The 19955-nt window shown below is 77.8% G+C and carries 16 protein-coding genes; 10 read left to right on the forward strand and 6 right to left on the reverse strand.

Translation table 11 applies throughout. The features are described from left to right. Positions 1-147: 147 nt before the first annotated feature. Positions 148-720, forward strand: coding sequence for a hypothetical protein (locus ACI797_RS05505; RefSeq protein WP_456857504.1), 573 nt, complete (start codon positions 148-150; stop codon positions 718-720). Then, positions 717-3131, forward strand: a complete 2415-nt coding sequence (locus tag ACI797_RS05510; RefSeq protein WP_456857505.1) for a lysylphosphatidylglycerol synthase domain-containing protein — start codon at positions 717-719, stop codon at positions 3129-3131. The genes ACI797_RS05505 and ACI797_RS05510 overlap by 4 nt, the downstream gene beginning before the upstream one ends. Here ACI797_RS05510 and ACI797_RS05515 read toward each other — a convergent pair. After that, entirely contained in the window at positions 3122-4459 is a 1338-nt protein-coding gene (locus tag ACI797_RS05515; RefSeq protein WP_456857506.1) for a wax ester/triacylglycerol synthase domain-containing protein, read from the reverse strand. The two genes, ACI797_RS05510 and ACI797_RS05515, sit on opposite strands and share 10 nt — an antisense overlap. Positions 4460-4609: 150 nt before the next feature. On the opposite strand from ACI797_RS05515, the gene ACI797_RS05520 reads away from it, so the two are divergent. The 8 genes from ACI797_RS05520 (at position 4610) to ACI797_RS05555 (ending at position 15265) form a co-directional block, all read left to right on the forward strand. Next, entirely contained in the window at positions 4610-4912 is a 303-nt protein-coding gene (locus ACI797_RS05520; protein ID WP_456857507.1) for a 2TM domain-containing protein, read from the forward strand. After that, positions 4909-7479, forward strand: coding sequence for a cation-translocating P-type ATPase (locus ACI797_RS05525; RefSeq protein WP_456857508.1), 2571 nt, complete (start codon positions 4909-4911; stop codon positions 7477-7479). The genes ACI797_RS05520 and ACI797_RS05525 overlap by 4 nt, the downstream gene beginning before the upstream one ends. Further along, positions 7476-7814: a hypothetical protein gene (locus ACI797_RS05530; protein WP_456857510.1), complete on the forward strand. Its 339-nt coding sequence runs from the start codon at positions 7476-7478 to the stop codon at positions 7812-7814. The genes ACI797_RS05525 and ACI797_RS05530 overlap by 4 nt, the downstream gene beginning before the upstream one ends. Positions 7815-7920: 106 nt before the next feature. Then, positions 7921-8220, forward strand: coding sequence for a hypothetical protein (locus ACI797_RS05535; RefSeq protein WP_456857511.1), 300 nt, complete (start codon positions 7921-7923; stop codon positions 8218-8220). Further along, positions 8217-10580 carry a PEP/pyruvate-binding domain-containing protein gene (locus ACI797_RS05540; RefSeq protein WP_456857512.1) on the forward strand — a complete coding sequence of 788 codons (2364 nt, stop codon included), beginning with the start codon at positions 8217-8219 and terminating at the stop codon, positions 10578-10580. The genes ACI797_RS05535 and ACI797_RS05540 overlap by 4 nt, the downstream gene beginning before the upstream one ends. Next, positions 10577-13435, forward strand: a complete 2859-nt coding sequence (locus tag ACI797_RS05545; RefSeq protein ID WP_456857513.1) for an alkaline phosphatase D family protein — start codon at positions 10577-10579, stop codon at positions 13433-13435. Before ACI797_RS05540 ends, ACI797_RS05545 begins: the two co-directional genes overlap by 4 nt. A gap of 19 nt (positions 13436-13454) precedes the next feature. Next, on the forward strand, positions 13455-14648 hold the full coding sequence (locus ACI797_RS05550) for a metallophosphoesterase (RefSeq protein ID WP_456857514.1): 1194 nt from the start codon (positions 13455-13457) through the stop codon (positions 14646-14648). Positions 14649-14737: 89 nt separating this feature from the next. Continuing rightward, the gene (locus ACI797_RS05555; protein WP_456857515.1) at positions 14738-15265 is read left to right on the forward strand and encodes a nitroreductase family deazaflavin-dependent oxidoreductase; all 528 of its coding nucleotides are present in this window, start codon (positions 14738-14740) and stop codon (positions 15263-15265) included. A gap of 4 nt (positions 15266-15269) precedes the next feature. On the opposite strand, the gene ACI797_RS05560 is transcribed toward ACI797_RS05555, so the two are convergent. The 5 genes from ACI797_RS05560 to ACI797_RS05580 form a co-directional block, all read right to left on the reverse strand. Next, complete coding sequence (locus ACI797_RS05560; protein WP_456857516.1) at positions 15270-16001, reverse strand: hypothetical protein; 732 nt, start codon at positions 15999-16001, stop codon at positions 15270-15272. Next, positions 15998-17380 (reverse strand): nitroreductase/quinone reductase family protein, encoded by a 1383-nt coding sequence (locus ACI797_RS05565; RefSeq protein WP_456857517.1) that lies wholly within the window; start codon positions 17378-17380, stop codon positions 15998-16000. The genes ACI797_RS05560 and ACI797_RS05565 overlap by 4 nt, the downstream gene beginning before the upstream one ends. Before the next feature lie 61 nt (positions 17381-17441). Further along, positions 17442-17825: a hypothetical protein gene (locus tag ACI797_RS05570; protein WP_456857518.1), complete on the reverse strand. Its 384-nt coding sequence runs from the start codon at positions 17823-17825 to the stop codon at positions 17442-17444. Positions 17826-17963: 138 nt separating this feature from the next. After that, on the reverse strand, positions 17964-18962 hold the full coding sequence (locus ACI797_RS05575) for a zinc-dependent alcohol dehydrogenase family protein (protein ID WP_456857519.1): 999 nt from the start codon (positions 18960-18962) through the stop codon (positions 17964-17966). 9 nt (positions 18963-18971) lie between these two features. Next, the gene (locus ACI797_RS05580) at positions 18972-19916 is read right to left on the reverse strand and encodes a universal stress protein (RefSeq protein ID WP_456857521.1); all 945 of its coding nucleotides are present in this window, start codon (positions 19914-19916) and stop codon (positions 18972-18974) included. Between the last annotated feature and the right edge of the window lie 39 nt (positions 19917-19955).

Below are 19955 nucleotides of genomic sequence, written 5' to 3' on the forward strand. Positions count from 1 at the left end.
GGGTCGGGAGTCGTCCCCGGTCGGGACCGAGGACCTTCCGGCGCGGAGCCGGGCCCCGATAGCGTCCGGTCGGCACGCACACCCCCGCCCGGCGGGAGGGCGCCCGGTCCCGTCGGCGGTCCCGTCCGGCGGGCGCGGGGAGGTCCGGTGCCCACTGCTGCGTCGACGGGGACCCAGGCGCTGGCCGCGTCCGGGCCGCCCGCGGAGAACGGTGTCCTGGAGCTGGTCGTGCTGGCCGTGCTCGTCGTGCTGGCGGTTGCCGGCATGTGGCGTCGCAGGGTGCTGCGCCGCCGCTACCACCTCGGCGGGCGGCAGCGGGCCGTCCGCCTGTGGCAGCAGTGGCTGGAGCCGCTGGCGGCGCTGCTCCTCGTCGGCGGGATCCTGGCCAAGGACGTCGCCGCGGGCTCGGCCCACCTGGTCGCGCTCCTGGTGGGCGCCCTGATCGGTGCGGCGCTCGGGGTGGTGCGCGGCCGCTACATGCTGGGCCGGGCCGAGCGCGTCGACGGCCGGCTGGTGCTGGAGCGCACCTGGCAGGAGGTGGCCGTCCTGCTCGTCCTCGTCGTCCTGCAGGTGGTGCAGCGCGAGGTGAGCAGCGAGTCGACGAGCGCCCTCGCGCTGATCAGCACCGCACTGCTCAGCGCCGGCGTCCTCGAGTCCGTCGGCCGGGTGGCCTACCTCACGGTCCGGGCCCGGACCGCGACGCCGACCGGGCGGCCGTGACGGGGACGACCGCGGCGGCCGAGCGCGTCGCCGTCCCGGCCGCCGCGGACCGGACCGAGGAGGAGGTCACCGGCTACGTCCGTTCCCCCAGCGACCTGCTGCGCACCCTCGTCCTCTCCCTGACCGGCCTGCTGCTGCTCGGCCTGGTCGGCTGGGCCGACGACGCGCTGCTGCGCCTCGACGAGGACCTGGTGCGGCGGCTGTCCTTCCTGACCCCGGCGGTCGGGCGGGTCCTGGTCGGCGCCGCGACGCTGCTGGTGGTCGCCTCGCTCGCCGCCGCGTGGGTCTTCCCGCTGGTGACCCGCCGCTACCGCCTGTCGAGCGCGCTGCTCGCCGGTGGGCTCCTCGCGGCCGGCCTGCTGCGGGCGGCGACAGCGCTCGTCGACCGCCCGGGTACGGATGCGCTGGCGCGCGAGGTGGCGCGGCGAGGGGGCCTGGACACCACCCTCGCGGTCGACGGCCTCGCCGTCACGGCCGCGTCCTTCGTCGTGCTGGCCCCCTCCGTCTCCCGCGCGTGGGGGCGCGCCGGGGCGCTCGTGCTCGTGCTGGTCGTGGGGCTGCGGCTGCTCGTGCCGGTCACCCGGCCGACCGACCTGGCCCTCGCGGTGGTCCTCGGCGCTGCGGCCGGCGCCGGGGTGCTCCTGGCGTTCGGGCGCCCGAGCTCCCGGCCCACCGCGGCCGCCGTCGCCGCGGCTCTGCGGGGCAGCGGCCTGCCGCTGGTCGGTCTCGAGCCGGCCGCGGTCGACGCCCGCGGCTCGGTCCCCTGGTTCGGCACCCTCGACGACGGCACCCGGGTGTTCGCCAAGGTCCTCGGCGCCGAGCAGCGGGCCGCGGACCTGCTGTTCCGGGCCTACCGGTACGTCCGGCTCAAGGACGTGGGGGACGAGCGGCCGTTCTCCTCGCTGCGGCGCACCGTGGAGCACGAGGCGCTCGTCTCGCTGCTGGCGCGCGACGCCGGTGTGCGGACCCCGCGCCTGCGCACCGTCGCCACGGTGGGGCGCGACTCCCTGCTGCTGTCGTTCGACCGGGTCGACGGCTCGTCGCTGGACCGCGTGCCTGCCGCCGCGGTGACCCTGCCGGTGCTGCGGGAGATCTGGCAGCAGGTGGCGATCCTGCACCGGCACCGGATCGCCCACCGGGACCTGCGCCTCGCCAACGTCCTCCTCGACCGTGGGGGCCGGCCGTGGCTGATCGACTTCGGCTTCAGCGAGGCCGCCGCGGACGACGCGCTGCTGGACGCCGACGTCGCCCAGCTCCTCGTGGCGCTGGCCCTGGAGGCCGGCGTCGAGCCGGTCGTGAGCACCGCGGTGGCCGTGCTGGGCCCCCAGCCGGTGGCCGCGTCGCTGCCCCGGCTGCAGCCGGACACGTTCGGCGGTGCCACGAAGGAGGCGCTCAGGCACCGCCGGGACCTGCTGGGGCGGATCCGCGCGGCCGTGGCCGCCCGGTGCGGGGTGCCCGAGCCCGGGCTCGCCCACCTGGACCGGCTGCGGCCCAGGACCGTGATCACGGTGCTGGCCCTGGCCGTCGGCACCTATGTCCTGGCGCCCCAGCTCGGCGACGTGCCGGGGATCGTCGCCCACGTCCGGGACGCCGACTGGACCTGGCTGCCGCTGGTCCTGGGGGCGTCGGCGCTGACCTACGTCGGCGCCGCGCTCGGCGTCGCCGGAGCGGTGGCGGCCCGGCTGCGCCCGCTGCCCACGCTGCTGGCCCAGCTCGCCTCCTCCTTCGCCGGCAGGCTGGTCCCGGCGGGCCTGGGCGGCATGGCGCTGAACGTCCGCTTCCTGCAGCGCAGCGGCGTCGACCTGCCGGTGGCCACCTCCGCCGTCGGGCTGAGCACCGTGGCCGGCCTCCTCGTCCACCTGGCCCTGCTGCTGGCGTTCGCCGTCTGGGCCGGCCGCTCGGCGTTCGGCTCCGTGCGGCTGCCGAACCCCGAGGTGGCCGGCTGGGGAGCCCTGGCCGTCCTGGCCCTGAGCGCTGCGACGACGGCCGTGCCGGCCGTCCGCCGGCTCGTCGCCGGCCGGCTGCTCCCCCTGCTGCGCCGGTCCCTGGCCGGCATCGCGCACGTGCTGCACAGCCCCGGCAGGTCGGCCCTCCTGCTCGGCGGGTCCGCCGTCGTCACCCTCGGCTACGTCGTCTGCGTCTACCTGTCCACGCGGGCCTTCGGTGGCGGTCGGGGGCTCGCGACCGTGGGAGCCGTGTACCTGGCCGGCGCAGCGGTCGCCGCGGCTGCGCCGACCCCGGGGGGCCTCGGCGCCCTGGAGGCCGCTCTCATCGCGGGTCTGGTCGCCGCCGGCATGGACCACACGGTCGCCGTCCCCGCGGTGTTCCTCTTCCGCATCGCGACGTTCTGGCTGCCGGTGCTCCCCGGCTGGGCGGCCTTCGCCTGGCTGAGGAGGGCCGACTACGTGTGAGCGGCCGGCACCGTGGCCGCAGCGCACAGCCCGTCCAGGGCCGCCTGCAGCGCGGCGGTCAGCGCGGGCAGGTCCGGCACGCACCCGGGGTCGACCACCGCCGTCACCACCAGGGTGCCGGCGTAGGAGAGGCAGACGAACGACGTGGTCACGTCGCCGCCGTCCCCGACGGCGAAGGGCACCATGCCGGTGACCGGGAGGCCGCCGACCGCGACCGGGCCGGGCGGCCCGGGGACGTTGCTCACCAGGGTGTGGAACCGCCGCTGGCGGCGCAGCCAGGCGCGGTAGAGGCCGAGCTCGGCGAGCAGGCGGAACAGCGCACCGGCGAGGGCGAGCGCGCTCGGCCCGGCGGCGTCCGCCCGGAGGCGCCGGACCACGCCCGCGATCCGGCGCAGCCGGTCGGGCTCCGGCCCCTCGGCCGGCACGGTCACGACCACCGGCGCGGTGGCGTTGCCCAGCGCGGCCGGGTCGGCCGACCGCCGGCCCGCGACGACCACGGCCACCCGGAAGGCGGGCACCGACTCGCCGCGGGCCGCGAGCAGGTCGCGCAGGGCGGCGGTCACGGCCACCAGGACGGCGTCGTTCACCGTGGCGCCGGCCGCGGCCGCGGTGGCGTGCAGCGCGGCGAGGTCGGCACGGGCGACGGCGAACCGCCGGTCGTCGCCGGTGGCGGCCAGCAGCGAGCACGCCGCGGCACGCGGTGGCCGGAGCCCACCGCCGGCGCGCAGCGACGCGCGGACGGCCGGCCACGCCGCCGCCACCCGGCCGAGCGCGGCGAGCTTCGCGCGGGTCGCCTCGGCCAGGAGCACGGGGTAGCCCGGTCGGGGGCGCAGCGGGACCGGCGCCGGCCCGGGCTTGGGGTCGACCAGCCGGCCGAGCACGGCGAGGCCGCCGATGCCGTCGGCGACGACGTGGTCCAGGACGACGACCAGCGCCGCGCCTCCCCCGGTCAGCCCGGTGACCACGGCCGCGCACCACAGCGGCCGCGTGCGGTCCAGCGGCTCCCGGGCGAGGACCGCGGCGAGGTCGAGCAGCGCCCGCTCGTCGCCCGGCGCCGCGCACACCAGCCGGTCGACGTGGGCGGCGGGGTCGAACGCCGGGTCGTCGACCCAGAGCGGGCGGCCGGCCAGCGGTGGCACGCGGACCAGCCGCTGGCGCAGCCGCGGCACCGCCCCCAGCCGGTCGGCGGCCACCCGCCGCAGCGCCTCGGGGTCCACCCGGGTCCCGGGGGCGAGCCGCAGGACGACGCCGAGCTGCTCGGGGACCGCACCTCTCGCGGAGAGCGCCGCCATGGCCAGGTCTGCGGCGCCCGCGCGCTCGACGGTCACGGGTCCACGCTGACGGGCGTCCGGACCCTCCCGAAGGGCCGAAGGTCGGCGTCGATCGGTGACGTACGGACGACGCCCGGGCCCGGGCGACGGCGCGAGGCTGGGCCGACCGCCGCGCACCGCGGCGCCGACCGACCCGGGGAGATCCCGATGTCCACCGACGACGTCCCGCTCGCCCACCCGGACCTGCGCACGCAGGCGATCCGCCGGCTGCAGCGCCGGCGCCAGTTCGCCGAGCACCTGGTGGCGTACTGCATCGTCAACGGGGCGCTGTGGGCGGTCTGGCTCGTCATCGCGCTGACCGCCGGGGCCACCTTCCCGTGGCCGCTGTTCCCGATGGCCGGCTGGGGCGTCGGCCTGGCCTTCCACGCCTGGTCGACGTTCGGCCCGCCGAGCCGGCCGATCGACGAGACGGCGATCGCCCGGGAGATGGACCGCCTGGCGCAGCGGTGACGACGCCCGCGACCACCCTCGGTGGCCTGACCGCCGCCGAGGCGGCACGCCGGCGGCCGCCCGGCGGCAACCGGCTGCCCGTCGAGCAGCCGCCCTCGCCGATGCGGCTCCTCGTGCAGCAGGTGGTGCACTTCTTCGCCCTGCTGCTGTGGGGGGCCGCCGTCCTCGCCCTCGTCGGCGGGCTGCCGCAGCTGGCGGTCGCCATCGTGGTGGTCGTCGTCCTCAACGGCGTCTTCGCCTTCGTGCAGGAGTACCGCGCGGACAAGGCCGCCGAGGCCCTGCGCGACCTGGTGCCGCACCGGGTGACCGTGGTCCGCGACGGCCGCCGGCAGGAGGTCGACGCCGTCGACCTGGTCGTCGGCGACCTGGTGCTGCAGGAGGCCGGCGACCGCATCGCCGCCGACCTCCGGCTGGTCGACGTGCACGGCCTGCGCATCGACGAGGCCACCCTCACCGGCGAGAGCGTGCCGGTGGACAAGGACGCCGGCGACACCGCCTCGGCCGGCTGCTTCGTGGTCGAGGGCGAGGCCACCGCCGAGGTGGTCGCCATCGCCGGGGACACCCGGCTGGCGTCCATCACGACCCTGACCCGCACCGTCGAGCGGGCGAAGACGCCGCTGGCGAAGGAGCTGGACCGGGTCGTCCGCCTCATCACCGTGGCCGCCGTGGGTCTGGGCGCGGTCTGCTTCGGCGCCGGCTTCCTGCTCGGGCTGCCGGTGAGCGAGGGGTTCCTCTTCGCCGTCGGCGTCACCGTCGCGCTGGTGCCGGAGGGGCTGCTGCCCACCGTGACGCTGTCACTGGCCCGCAGCGCCCAGCTGCTCGCCCACCGGAACGCGCTGGTCCGGCGGCTGGAATCGGTGGAGACCCTCGGCTCCACCACGTTCATCTGCACCGACAAGACCGGCACGCTGACGCAGAACCGGATGGCGGTCGTCGAGGTCTGGACCCCACGAGGCCCGGTCGCCGTCCACGGCGACGGGTACGAGCCGACCGCCGCGGTCGACGGCGGTGCCGACGCGCTGGCCGCCGCGCGGGCGCTGGCCCGGACCGCCGTGCTCTGCTCCACCGGGCACGCCCGGGAGGACGACGGGACGTGGGTCGCCGTGGGCGACCCCATGGAGGCGGCGCTGGACGCGCTGGCCCGGCGGCTCGGCGAGACCGGGGCGGCGACGGGCGCGCCCGAGGCCGGGCGTCGGTTCCCGTTCGACCCGCGCCGCCGGCGGATGTCGGTCTGGACCGCCGGCGAGCTGTCGGTCAAGGGCGCCCCGGACACGGTCCTCCCCCGCTGCCGCGACGCCGGGGACGCCGCCGACGCGGCCCGGAACCTCGCCGACCGAGGGCTGCGCGTGCTCGCGGTCGCGCGCCGGGCGGTCGACCTGCCCGAGGACGCGGACGCCGCCGAGCGGGAGCTCGAACTGCTCGGCCTCGTCGGGATCGAGGACCCGCCCCGTCCCGACGTCGGGGAGGCCCTCGCCGAGTGCCGCCGGGCCGGCATCTCGGTCGCGATGATCACCGGTGACTCCGGTGCCACCGCCGAGGCGATCGCCCGGGAGATCGGCCTGTGGCGGCCGGACAGCGTGGTCGTCGAGGGTGCGGACCTGCCCACGGACGAGGCCGCCCTCGGCGAGCTGCTCGACCGCCACGGCGCGGTCGTGGCCCGGGTCGCACCCGAGGACAAGCTGCGCATCGCGCAGGCACTGCGGGCCCGCGGGCACGTCGTGGCGATGACCGGCGACGGCGTCAACGACGGGCCCGCCCTGCGGGCGGCGGACATCGGCGTCGCCATGGGCGTGGGCGGCACCGACGTCGCCCGCCAGGCCGCCGACCTGGTGCTGCTCGACGACCACTTCGCCACGATCGTCGCCGCGGTGCGCCAGGGTCGGGCGACCTTCGCCAACATCCGGCGGTTCCTCACCTACCACCTGTCGGACAACGTCGCCGAGCTGACGCCCTTCCTCGTCTTCACCGCGACGGCCGGCGGCGTCCCGCTCGCCCTCGGTGTCCTGCAGATCCTCTGCATCGACATCGCGACCGACCAGGGACCCGCCCTCGCGCTGGGCGCCGAGCCCGCGTCGGCGGGGGTGCTCGACGGTCCGCCCCCGCGCCGCCGTCTGGTCGACGGCGCGGTCCTGGGGCGGGCGTTCGGCGTCCTCGGGCCGGTGGAGGCGGCGGTGTCGATGCTCGCGTTCCTGGCCGTGCTGACCGGCGCGGGCTGGTCCTACGGCGAGGACGTCGACGCGGGCGTGCTCGCCGGCGCGAGCGGCGCCGCCTTCGCCGCGGTGGTGCTGGGCCAGGTGGCCAACGCGTGGGCGTGCCGGAGCGCCACCCGGCCGTTCTTCCGGGTGGGCCTGCGGGGCAACCGGCTGCTGGTCTGGGCGATCGGGGTCGAGCTCCTGCTCCTCGCGATCATGCTCGGCGTCCCGCCCGTGGCCGACCTGCTCGGGCAGGCCGTGCCCCCGGTCCTCGGTCTCGGCATCGCCCTCGCCGCCGTCCCCGCCGTGCTGCTGGCCGACACCGCGCACAAGAGCATCCGAGCCACCACCCGACGACGGAGGAGCCGTCCATGACCATGTCCGAACTGATCCCGACCGTGCGCGACGCGCTCACGGTGCGCCGCGTCTTCGGCGAGCCCTACGAGCGGGACGGCGTCACCGTCATCCCCGCCGCGGTCGTCCGCGGGGGCGGCGGGGGCGGCTCCGGCCGCCAGGGCGGCGCGCAGGAGGGCGAGGGCGAGGGCGGCGGCTTCGGCCTGATCGCCCGCCCCGCGGGTGCCTACGTGGTCAAGGACGGCGAGGTCACCTGGCAGCCGGCCGTCGACGTCAACCGCGTCGTCGGGGCGGGCGTCCTCGGCTGGGTCGTCGTGTCGTGGCTGGTCGCGCGAGCGGTCCGCCGGCGCCGCTGAGCGCGCCGAAGGTCCCTCCTCCCCAGGCCGGTCGGCACGGGAGCGCGCCGGGCGGTGCCACCTAGCGTCGGAGCCACCCCGCTCCCCCGACCCCCGGACGGCCGCCGTGCGTCGCATCCCGCTCCTGCAGGCCGCCGCGCTGGTCGGCGTCGTGGTGGCCCTGGTCGACACGATCCGCGACTCCGATCCCGACCTCGGCCTCCTGCTGGGGGCCGTGCTCGTCCTCCAGCTGGGCGCCCTGCTCGCCGGCGCGCGGGGGCGGTCCGCGGTCGCGCTGCGGCCCGACCTCACCGCCTGGCTGCACCGCCAGGCCGGCGCCACGGGTGAGCCGGTCGAGCGGCTGGCCGACCGCTGCGTCGCCGCCTACCGGGCCGGCCTGACCGCCGAGCCCGCCGCGCCCCGATGACCGGGCGGACGGCCACGCGGGTCGTGGTGCCGCTGCTGCCCGGCCACCCGGCGCCGGTGGACCAGCTGGGCGGCAAGGCGGCCTCCCTCGACCGGCTCGTCCAGGAGGGCTTCCCGGTCCCGCCCACCGCCGTGGTCACCGCCGACACGTACCGGGCGGTCGCCGCCGACCCCGGGCTGGCGCGGTTGCTCGACCGGGTGCGGCACGGCGGCGCCGTCGTGCCGGCCGCCGAGGTCGACGCCGCCTTCCGCGCCGTCCCCGTGCCGGACGAACTGGCCGCCGCGATCGTGGCCGGCGCGCGCGAGGCCGCGGCCGGCGGCCGCCTGGCGGTGCGGTCCTCGGCGACCGTCGAGGACATGGCCGCCGCCTCCTTCGCCGGCCAGTACCGCTCGTCGCTGGGCGTGGCACCGGACGAGGTGCTCGACGCGCTCCGGCTCACCTGGGCCTCGCTGTGGCACCCGGCCCCGGTCGCCTACCGGCGGGCGTGGGGCATCCCCGACGAGGACGTCGCCATGCCCGCGGTGCTCATGCGCATGGTCGCCGCCCGCTCGGCCGGGGTGGTGTTCACGGTCGACCCGGGCGGGGCGGCCGACCGGGTGCGGGTGGAGTCGGTCCCGGAGCTCGGCGAGGCGCTCGTCTCCGGGGAGCGAACGCCCGAGGTCTTCCTGCTGCCGCGCGCCGGTGCGCCGGGCGGCGCCGTCCCCCCGGAGGTCGGCGAGGCGGCCGCGCTCGCCCTGCGCGTGGAGCGGGCCGAGGGCGGCCGGCCGCAGGACGTCGAGTGGGCGTGGGACGGCTCGACCACCTGGGTGGTGCAGGCGCGGCCGATCACCACCGGCCCCGCGCGCCTGGACGACGGCTGCGACACCCCGCCCGACGACGCCGAGCTCACCACCGCCGGCATCGGCGAGACGCTGCCGGGGCTGCTCCCGCCGCTGGTGTGGGACGTCGGCTCGTTCATCGTCGAGGAGGCGCTGCGGGAGGTGCTGGGCCGGCTGTGGGGCCTGCCGGACGGGCGCCTGGGCCCGCACGAGCTGGTCCGCCGGGTGCACGGGCGCGCCGCCCTCGACCTCGACCTCGTGGAGGAGGCGGCCCGCGCGGTCCCCGGCGGGTCACCGGCCGAGCTGGAGCGCCAGTACTTCGGCACGGCGGTCCCCGGCGCGGACGAGGGCGAGCCGGCTCCCTGGTGGCGCACCGGGCGGGTGCAGCTGCGGGCCGCCGCCGCCCGCCGCCGCGCGGCCGCCGAGGCCGAGGTGGTGCTGGCCGCCGCCGACGCGGTCCTCGACGCGCCGCCGCCGCTGGAGGGCATGACCGACGCGGCCCTGCTCGCCTACCGGCACCGGCTGGTCGACCTGGGCGCCCGCGGCACGGCGGTCGAGCTGGCGGTCGCCTCGGCGGCCGTCGGCGCCTACCGGGCGCTGGAGGCGACCCTCGCCGGGCACCTGGGCGAGCAGGAGGCGGCCACCGCGGCACAGCGGGTGACCGTCGGCGCGGGCAGCCGCCGCGACCGGTCCGCGGCGACGTCGCGGTCGGTGTTCGCCGGCCCGACCTGGGCCGAGACCGGTCAGACCGCGCTGCCGCCGCAGCCGTCGCGCCGCGAGGAGCGCGACGCCGCGCGCGCCGAGCTGGAGGAGGAGCTGAGCGGGCGGCCGAGGTGGCGGCGGGTGCGCGTGCTGACCGGGCAGCTCGTCGACGTCCGGATGCACGTGCTGCGCCGGCTCATCGGCGACGCGACCGAGGGCCTGGCCCGCCGGGAGAACGTCAAGGCCGCCGTCCTCGCCGTCGGCGGCGAGGTCCGGCGGGTGCACCTCGAGCTCGGCCGCCGGCTCACCGCGGCCGGGATCCTGACCCGCCCCGAGGACGTCGACCTGCTGCGCGACGCCGAGCTGCGGCGGGCCCCCACCGGGCACGCGCCCCCGCCGGCGGAACTCGCCCGCCGCGGCCGCTGGCTGGCGCAGCGCGCGCTGGACCCGCCGCTGCCGGTGCGGTTCACCGGGACGCCCGGCACCCGCCCCACCGAGCCGCCGGCCGGCGACCGGCTGACCGGCTGGGCGGCCAGCCCGGGCCGGCACACCGGACGGGCGCGGGTGCTGACCGAGCCCCGGCCCGAGCTGCTGGCGCCGGGCGAGGTGCTGGTCGCCGCCGCCACCGACGCCGGCTGGTCGCCGCTGTTCCTGCGCGCCGGCGCGATCGTCGTCGAGCGCGGCGGCCCGCTCTCCCACGCCGCGATCGTCGCCCGCGAGCTCGGCCTGCCCGCCGTCCTCAACGTGGCCGGGGCGACCGCCGTGGCCGACGGCCGGCTGGTCACCGTCGACGGCGACACCGGCACCGTCGTCCTGCAGCCGGACGGGGAGCCGTCGTGACCCGCCGGCGGGTCCGCGAGGACTGGTGGGACGACGCCGACGTCGACCGGGCGCAGATCTTCGTCCCGGCGATCATGGGCGCCGGGCTGCTCATCTCCGGCTTCACCCTGCTCCGTGACGCCCTGCACGGCCGGCGCCGGCACGGCCGCGACCGGGCCGCCGCGCTGCAGGCCCGCGCCGTGGCGACGTTCGTCCGCACGGGCGCCGCCCCGGACACCGCGCTCGCCGCCGGGCTGCGCCCCCGGGTGCACTACCTGCTGCTGGCGCTGTCGGCCGGCGGCCTGGCCGTCTACGGCGCCCGCGGCGCGACCAAGAACTACGCCCCGGCCGAGGGGATGTTCGCCGGTCTCGCCTGGATGTACGCCCTGCTGCTCCTGCTGGTGGTCGCGCTCGCGGCGGTGGCCGGCTACTCGCTGGTCGCCGTCGCGACGTGGCCCGACCCGCCGCGCTGGGCGCGGCCGCTGCTCGCGAGCACGCCGCTGGGGCAGCGCCCACCCCGACCGGGTGAGGAACGGCCCCGCGGCGTGCTGCTGCTCGGCTGGGCGGCGGTGCTCGGCGCCGCCGCGGCGGTGCAGTTCGTGTTCACGACGGCCGGTGCACCGCAGCTGCTGGCCGAGATCGACGACGAGGTCGCCGTCCGCAGCGAGCCGCTGCTCCCCTGGCACCTGCTCGGCAGCGTCCCGGTCGCGGTCGCCCTCTCCGTCGTCGTCGGCCTGCTGGGCCTGCGGTGCGTGCCGTTCGCCCTCGGCCAGCTCACCGTCGTGGCGGGGGCGCTGGTCGCGCAGGCCGTCGTGGCCGACCGGCTGGAGCGGGCGTTCCCCCCCGACGGGCCGATGGCCGGCCTGACCGGCTCCCTGCCCAGTGCCCCGGTGCTGCAGGCGACCCTGCTCGCCGGGTTCCTGTCGCTGGCGGTCTTCGTGCGCACCCGGCGCCGGGCCCCGGCGCTGGTCACCCTCGCGGCCGCCGGGGCGGGCGTGGTGCTCGTCGCCGTGGAGCTGGTCCGGGACCGGGCGGCGTGGCCCTCGGACGCCGTCGCCGGCGTGCTCGCGGGCCTGGCGCTCGTGCTGACCACCTGGTGGGCGCTGGAGCGCCGCCGGTGGCACCGCGGCTGCTCGGCCTGCCCGTGGGAGCTGCCCGGCGACGTGGCCGCCGGCCCGGGGATGCTGCGCCTGCGCCCCGACCAGGAGACCGGGCTGCGGCGGCTGTCCCGCGGCTGGCTGACCGCGATGCTGACGCTGTTCGTCTCCCTCGCGCTGGTCGAGGGGTTGCCGACCACCCCCGAGGGCACGGCCATCGGCCCCTCGCTGGCCCGCTCGATCCAGCTGGGCCTGCTGGCGCTGGCCCTGGTCGCCCTGCTGGTGTCGTTGCGCTGGCCGGCGGCCGGGGCGGTGCTCGCCGCGGTGGCGGGGACCGGGCTGGCGGTGTTCGCCGCCCTCGCCTACCAGCCGTGGGTCAGCCTGCTCGTCGCCGTCGCCTTCCTGCTGCCCGCCGTCGGCTTCTGGCTGGTCTGGCAGCACCGCCGCAGCATGCGCTCGGTGGTCGTCGTCGCGATGGTCACCGCGCTGCTCCTCGCGGGGACGCTCGGCGCGGCGGCCGCGGTCAACGACACCTTCTTCGGCCCGCTGCACCCGCGCTCGGCGGCGCTGCCGCTGCCGGTCGAGGCCGTGGAGTGGGCCTGGAGCGGCGGCGTGACGAGCCGCTCGGCGCAGGTGGTGGCCTCCCTGGACGGGCCGGCCGAGGAGGTCCGGCTCGTCGTCCGCCCCCTGGACGGCGGCCGGGAGGTGCGGTCGCCCGCGGTCGCCCCCACGGCCGAGGGCGTGGTGCGCCTCGACGTGGCCGGGCTCACCCCGGACACGGACTACCGGTGGGCGGTCGAGGTGGACGGCGACCCCGACGGCACCCGCGGCACCGGCCGCTTCACCACGGTGCCCGAGGGGCCGGCCTCCTTCACCCTCGCGCTCGCCTCGTGCGCCCGCACCGGGTCCAGCGGAGCGGTGTTCGACGCGGTCCGGGAGACCGATCCCCTGCTGTTCGTGCACATGGGCGACCTGCACTACGCGAACGTCGGCACCGACGACGTGTCGCTGTTCGGGGACCGCTACGAGGACGTGCTGACCGCTCCCGCCCAGGCCGCGCTCTACCGGTCGGTCCCGGTCGCCTACGTCTGGGGCGACCACGACTACGGGCCGAACGACGCCGACGCCTCCTCCCCGAGCCGCGCCGCCGCACGGGCGGCCTACCGCACCTACGTGCCGCACCACGAGCTCGTCGAGGGGGACGGCGGGGCCATCCACTCCGCCTTCACCGTCGGCCGCGTGCGCATCGTGCTCACCGACACCCGCTCGTCGCGGACCGGCACGACCATGCTCGGCGCCTCGCAGCTGGCCTGGTTGCAGGAGGAGCTGGTCACCGCCTCGCGCACCCACGCCGCGGTGATCTGGGTGAACCCCGACCCGTGGGTGGCGCCCGCCGCCGGTGGGCGCGACGACTGGGGTGGCTACGCCGGGGAGCGGCGGCAGATCGCCGACACGATCGCCGGCGCCGGGATCGAGAACCTGGTCATGGTCAGCGGCGACGCGCACATGGTCGCCGCCGACGACGGCACCAACACCGACTACAGCAGCACCGGCGGCGGCGGCTTCCCGCTCCTGCACGCCGCCGCGCTGGACTCTCCCGGCGACGTCAAGGGCGGGCCGTACAGCGAGGGCGCCTTCCCGGGCGCCGGGCAGTTCGGCACGGTCGAGGTGATCGACGACGGCGGCGACACGGTCCGGCTGGAGCTGGCCGGGTGGAACTGGCGCGGCGAGGAGCTGGTGTCCCTCACGGTGACGGTGCCCGTCGGCGCGGACGGCTGACCGCCGCGGAGCGCGCCCCGTGACCGCCTCCGACGTCCTCCTCCTGGTCGCCGTCCTGCTGCTGCACGGCTACCTGTGGGAGCGGCTGGTCCGCCCCACCACCCGGCGGGGCCGGGCCCGGCGGTGGCTCACCGCGCTGCTCCTGGCGCTGGCGGCGGTGCTGGTCGTCGTGCTCGTCGTCCACTACCCGCCGGTCGCGCTGGTGCCGCTGCAGTGGGTGGGCTTCTGCTGGCTGGGGCTGGCCCTCTACACCTGCCTCGCACTGCTCGTGCTGGAACCGGTGCGGCTCGGCGGCCACCTCTGGCTGCGCCGCCGGCGGCGGACCGCCGTCCCGGAGCCCGCCGCGGCGCCGCCCGTCCCGGAGCCGGACGAGCAGTCCCGCCGCCTGCTGCTCGCGCGGGGCCTGGCGGTGGCGGCGGGGGCGGCGGGGCTGGTGGTGGCCGGCAACGGGGCGCGCGACGCCAACTCCGCGCCCGTCGTCCGGCGCCTGCCCATCACCCTGCCCACGCTCGACCCGGCCCTCGACGGCATGCGGCTGGTGACCTTCTCCGACGGCCACCTCTCCTCCACGTACCGAGGTGCCCGCTTCGAGCGGGTCGTCGAGGCGGTGAACGCGCAGCGCCCCGACGCGATCGCGATCGTCGGCGACCTCGTCGACGGCCGGCTGGCCCGCATGCGGGAGGAGGTGGCGCCGGTGGCCGACCTGACGGCCCCGCAGGGGGTCCACTTCGTGACGGGCAACCACGAGTACTACGTCGACACGGTGGCCCTGCTGCGGCACCTCGAGACGCTCGGCGTGCGGGTGCTCCGCAACGAGCGCGTCGCCCTCGGCCGCGGCGGCGTCACGTTCGACCTCGCCGGCGTCGACGACGTCTCCGCGGCGGGCTCGGGCCTCCCCGGTCACGGCGCGGACCTCGACGCCGCCCTCGACGGTCGTGACGAGTCCGTGCCCGTGGTTCTGCTGGCCCACCAGCCGGTGCAGATCGAGGAGTCCCGTGCCGCCGGCGTCGACCTCCAGCTCTCGGGGCACACGCACGGTGGCCAGCTGTGGCCGCTCGACCACGTGGTCCGGCTCGGCCAACCGGTCGTTGAGGGCTACCGCCGGTTCGGCGCCACCCAGCTGTACGTCAGCTCCGGCGTCGGCTACTGGGGGCCGCCGATGCGGGTCGGCGCCCGCCCGGAGGTGCTCGTGGTGGAACTGCGCGCGCCGTAGGCCTGCGCGGGCCGGGACCGTCGGCCCTGTCGCCTCCCCCACCCGCCCGGTTCGGTGGGCTGTCGGGCACGACGGCGGAGGTGAGGGCCATGACGCCTGAGGTCGAGACCGGCGCGGCCGGCGGCCGGCCGCTGATGGGGCTGCGGCGCAGGCCCGGGCGGCTGGCGGTCGCGGTGTTCCGGCTCCCGCTGAAGGCCTACGAGCACGGCGTCGGGCCGGCGGTCGGCCGCACGTTCCTCGCGTTCACCCACCTCGGCCGGAAGACCGGGCAGCCGCACCGGACGGTCGCGATGGTGGCGCGCTACGACGAGGCGACCGGGGAGGCCGTGATCTGCGCCGGCTGGGGCCCGCAGACCGACTGGTACCGCAACGTGCAGGCGCATCCCGCGGTGCAGGTGCAGCTGGGCGGGCAGACGTTCACCCCGGAGCAGCGGTTCCTCTCCGAGGAGGAGGCGTTCGACGTCATCGCGCGGTTCCGCCGCGAGCACCCGCACCGGCTGCGCTTCTTCAGCCGCGTCCTCGGCTGGGGCGACCTGCGCGACGACGCCCGGGGCCGGGAGTTCGTCCGCGAGCACCCGTTCGTCGCCTTCCGGCCGGCCGGGCCGGCGACGCCCTGACGTCTCACTGCGGAGCGGTCATCTCCCGCACCAGCTGCTCGGTGCGTTCCCGGGTCACCCGCCAGCGGCGCTCGTTGTCGTGCACCAGCGCGGCGGACTCGCAGCACAGGTCGGCGGCACGGGAGACGACCTCGGCGACCGCGTACAGCCGTCGCGGCACGACCCGTGGTCCGGCCAGATCGGCCCGGACCGCGGCCGGCGTGAGCTCGACCCGGTCGAGCATGTCGGCGGCGCGGGCCAGCAGGGTCCCGACGAGCGACTGCTCGTGCGCGGCCAGCCAGTCGTTGCTGATGATCCGGTGCCGCTCGCCCATCACGTCGGCCAGTCCGTCGAACTCCAGCATCGCCGCGGCCAGCTGCCACGACGCCTGCATGGCGTGCACCAGCCACTCGCCACCACGGGCGAAGGCCTCGCCGTCGGCCCGCAGCTCACCGATCATGGCGGTGAGCTCGGCCGGGCGCCCCTCGCCCTCCATGAAGAGGACGCCGTCGAGAGCCGTGGCGGCCTCGCTGTTGAGGTCGTCCGCCCCCGCGAAGGGGCTCCCCGCCCGGTGCTCCGCCGGCGCGACGGTGGTCCACCGGTCGGCCAGCGCCAGCAGGGCGCGGGCGTGCCGCTGCAGCCGCAGCGCAGTCTCCAGCGGGGCGGAGGCGTGGAAGCGCTCGTGCTCCTTGTGGAACCGGGCGAGGTTCAGCGCCGCCTCCAGCAACGGGTTGCCCGCCCCGGGACCGGCGGTCACCGCAGCGCTCCGAGGCGGACCGCTCCTGGCACCTGCCCGTCGGCACCGACGTCGGGCTCGACGCGGAAGGTCGGGAACCGGTCGGCGACGCCGGCGATCTCCTCCTCGGTCAGGTCGGGGCCGACACCGAAGAAGGCGCGTGCCTCACGAGCGACCGCGGTCGACCCCGGCCGGCGCCGCGCCCGCAGGACGTAGTCGCGGATCACCGGCGCCCGGTCGCTGACGGGCACGTCCACCAGCGCGACGGCCCGGCGACGTCCCCGGCGGGACAGCACCACCCGCCCGCCGGCGGCGCGGGCGTTGCGCACCCACTCGGACTCGCCGGTGAGCGAGACCAGGTAGCCCCGCCCCTCGTGCCGGGCCAGCACCAGGGTCGTCCGCCGCAGGGCGCCGCTGCGGCGGCCCGGCACCTCCAGCGTCACCACGTAGCCCGGGCTGAGCCCCAGCGCGGTCAGCGCGTGCCCCAGCCACTGCAGCCGGGCGTAGAGCCGCGGCGGCGGCCGGTAGCGCTGGGCGCCGGGGTCGCCGAGCGGCACGAGGAGGCGGTCCAGCCGCGGACGCGGGGCGCCTTCCCCGCAGGCGAACGAGCGCAGCGCCGCCGCCGTCCCGGCCGTCAGCGGGTACCCGTGCCCGGGCAGCAGCACCTGCGGGTCCCGTGCCGCCAGCGCCGCCACGGACCGCCGCGCCGCCGCCCGGTCCCACGTCGTGCACCAGGGGGGCCCGGCGAGCCGCCGCCGCCCGCCGAGCAGCCCCGCCACCGAGTTCAGGTCCACGGTGACCAGCGCGTCCCCGGAGATGAGCACCCCGTCGCCGCGCCGGAGATAGGCCACGGAACCGGGCGTGTGCCCCGGCACGGCGATCCACTCCCAGTCCGGCAACCCGGGCACCACCCCGGCCGGCTCGAGGGGACGCACCACGTCGGTGATGTCGCCGGCCGCCTCGACACGGGCCCGCATCCGCGCCGGGAGCAGCCGCATCAACGGGACCACGACCCAGTGGTCCAGCGGCATGTCGTACTCGGGCAGGTACTTCCCGGCGGCCAGCGGCAACTCGTCCGGGTGCACGTGCACCGGCACGTCCCACCAGCGGGCCAGGTCCCCGGCGGCGCCGGAGTGGTCGGGGTGGACGTGGGTGAGCAGGATGGCCGCCGGGCGCGCCCCCGGGCCGAACAGCGACCCGGCCGCCCGCCGGATCGCCTCGGCGTCGCCGGCCCACCCGGCGTCCACCAGCACCCACGACGTCCCGGAGCCGACGAGGTGGACGTTCGAGGCCGGCGTCCCGGGACCGAGGGTGAGCACGTGCACGCCCGCGGCGACCGGCACCGGGCCGCGACGCCCCGGTGCCGGCGGCCAGCGCTCCGTCGTCCGGCGTCCCCGCATGCTCCCAGCGTGGCGGCGGGAGCCGCCCGTCCTCAGGGACGAAGGACCCGATCCGGCCCGATCACGGTGCGATCCCCGTCCTCAGCCGCGCACCGGGCACCGCGCGCTCCCACTCGACGCCGTGGACGTCGTAGCAGACCAGCGCGCGCCAGCGACCGTCCGTGTGGCGCAGCCAGCCGAGCCGGGTGCCGGCGTACCAGCCGCCGTCCCGGTGCCGCACCTCGACCGCCCCGCCCGGGTCCTGCAGGTAGGTGTCGCGGGCGTCGGTGGACACCACCCGCAACCGGAAGTCCCCGGGCGCTCGGCCGGTGGCCGCCGCGATCTGCGCGGCCACCACCTGCTCCGCCCCGAAGGGCCAGCTCACCGCGAGGTAGATGTCGAGCTCGGGGACGTGGAGCTGCCAGTCCGGCCGGCTCCGGTCGAGGAAGACCACGTAGGTCGGCACGCCGCACTCCTCGCCGACGCCTCGGAGGGCGCGCCGGCCGGGACTGGGCCGCGAGCGCCGTGCTCTCGCTCCCCGTCGGCGGAACCCATTCTGCGGCGTCGACCTCCGGTTGACCACCATCCGATCGGGCCCGAGCCGTCAGGTGGTGAGGACGGCGGCGCCGCTGAAGCGGCCGTGCGCGAGGTCGGCGAGCGCCTCCGGGGCGGCCGCCATCGGGTAGGCGGTCGTCGTCGCCCGCACGCCGAGCCGTCCGGCCAGCCGGAGGAACTCCTCGCCGTCCCGGCGGGTGTTGGCCGTGACGCTGCGCAGCCGGCGCTCCTCGAACAGCTCGGCGGCGTAGTCCAGCGCCGGGATCGGTGACAGCCAGATGCCGGCGACGGCGAGGGTGCTCCCGCGGTCGAGGGCGCGCAGCGCCACCGGCACGAGGTCGCCGGCGGGGGCGAACAGGATCGCGCCGTCCAGGGGCTCCGGTGCGTCGTCGGCCGCGCCGCCCACCGAGTCGGCGCCGAGCTCGGCGGCCAGCGCCCGGTTGCGCTCGCCCCGGGTGAACACGTGCACGCGCAGACCCTGGGCCAGGGCGACCTGCGCGGTGAGGTGGGCGCTGCCGCCGAAGCCGTAGATGCCCAGGCGGCCGCCGGGTGGCACGGCGGCGCAGCGCAGCGCGCGGTAGCCGATGATGCCGGCGCAGAGCAGCGGCGCCGCGGCGACGTCGTCCAGCCCCGGCGGGAGCCGGTAGGCGAACGCCTCGTCGACCAGGCAGGCGTCGGCGTACCCGCCGTCGAGGTCCCAGCCCGTGAACGACGGGTGCGCGCACAGGTTCTCGTCACCGCGCCGGCAGTAGGCGCAGGTGCCGTCGGTGCGGCCCAGCCAGGCGACCCCGATCCGCTCCCCCACCTCGAACCGCGTCGCTCCCGGGCCCCGCGCGTCGACCACCCCGACGACCTCGTGCCCCGGGGTCACCTGCGGCCGCCGGGGCGGCAGGTCGCCCTCGGCGAGGTGCAGGTCGGTGCGGCAGACGCCGCAGCAGGTGACCCGCACCCGCACCTGGCCCGGGCCGGGCTCGGGCACCGGCCGCTCCACCCGCCGCAGCGGACCCCCGTCGATCGGCCCCGGCGGGTCGACCACCCAGGCCAGCACGGCGGCGGCTCAGCCCGCGGGCGCGGTGGCGGCGACCGTGTCCACGGGCGTGCCCGCGGCGTCTCCGGGCTGCCGGTGCACCACCATGACCGGGCAGGGCGCGTGCATCACGCAGTGCAGCGCCGCCGAGCCCAGGACGACGCCCTGCAGCTGGTTGCGGCTGCGGCTGCCGACCACGAGCAGCCGCGCCCCCGCGGCCTCGCGGACGAGCACCGGGCCGGGGTGCCCCTCGACGACGACGACGCGCACCGCGCCCCGGTCCAGCGCCTCCTGGCCGAGGAGGTCGCGGACCACCGCCTCGCCCCGCTGCTGGGCGTGCTCGCGGCTCTCCCCCGGCGGCGGGGCCATGACCGCGTAGAGGTCGCTCCAGTAGTTGGGTGCCTCGTACGCCAGGACGGCGTCGACGCGGGCGCCCAGCGGCTCCGCCTGGGCCACCGCGGTGAGCAGCGCGGCGCGCGCGTGGTCGGAGCCGTCCAGGCCGACCACCACGCGCGACGGCGCGGCCGCGGCGCCCGGGTGCACGACGACGACCGGGCAGCGGGCGTGGGCCGCGCAGTGCAGGGCGACCGAGCCGGCGACGGTGCTGCGCACACCGCCCCGGCCGCGGCTGCCCACCACCAGCAGGTCGGCCTCCGCCGAGCGCTGCACGAGGTGGCCGGACGGCGGCCCGGCGACGACCAGCACCTGCACGTCGACGTCGTCCGCCGTCCCGACCTCGGCGCGGACCTCCTCCACCGCCGCCCGGGCACGGGCCTCGGTGTCCGCCCGGATCTCGTCGATCCGGGCGGTGTCGAGCAGGTACGGGTCTGCCCAGTAGAAGTCGACCGGGAAGGCGCTCACGACCTCGAGGCCGGCGCCGCGCCGGGCGGCCTCGGCCAGGGCCCAGGCGAGCGCCGCGCGGGCCCCCGCCGAGCCGTCGATGCCGACGACGATCCGCTGGCTCGCTGCGTCCACGTCCGACTCCTACTCGTGCGCCCGTGGGGGCTCTCCCCC

Source organism: Geodermatophilus sp. SYSU D00691, assembly GCF_054050275.1.

Excerpts from the sequence above, each read along its gene's own strand:
- ACI797_RS05520 (WP_456857507.1), top strand. The coding sequence starts at position 4,610 with ATGTCCACCGACGACGTCCCGCTCGCCCACCCGGACCTGCGCACGCAG.
- ACI797_RS05565 (WP_456857517.1), bottom strand. The coding sequence starts at position 17,380 with ATGCGGGGACGCCGGACGACGGAGCGCTGGCCGCCGGCACCGGGGCGT.
- ACI797_RS05530 (WP_456857510.1), top strand. The coding sequence starts at position 7,476 with ATGACCATGTCCGAACTGATCCCGACCGTGCGCGACGCGCTCACGGTG.
- ACI797_RS05540 (WP_456857512.1), top strand. The coding sequence starts at position 8,217 with ATGACCGGGCGGACGGCCACGCGGGTCGTGGTGCCGCTGCTGCCCGGC.
- ACI797_RS05555 (WP_456857515.1), top strand. The coding sequence starts at position 14,738 with ATGACGCCTGAGGTCGAGACCGGCGCGGCCGGCGGCCGGCCGCTGATG.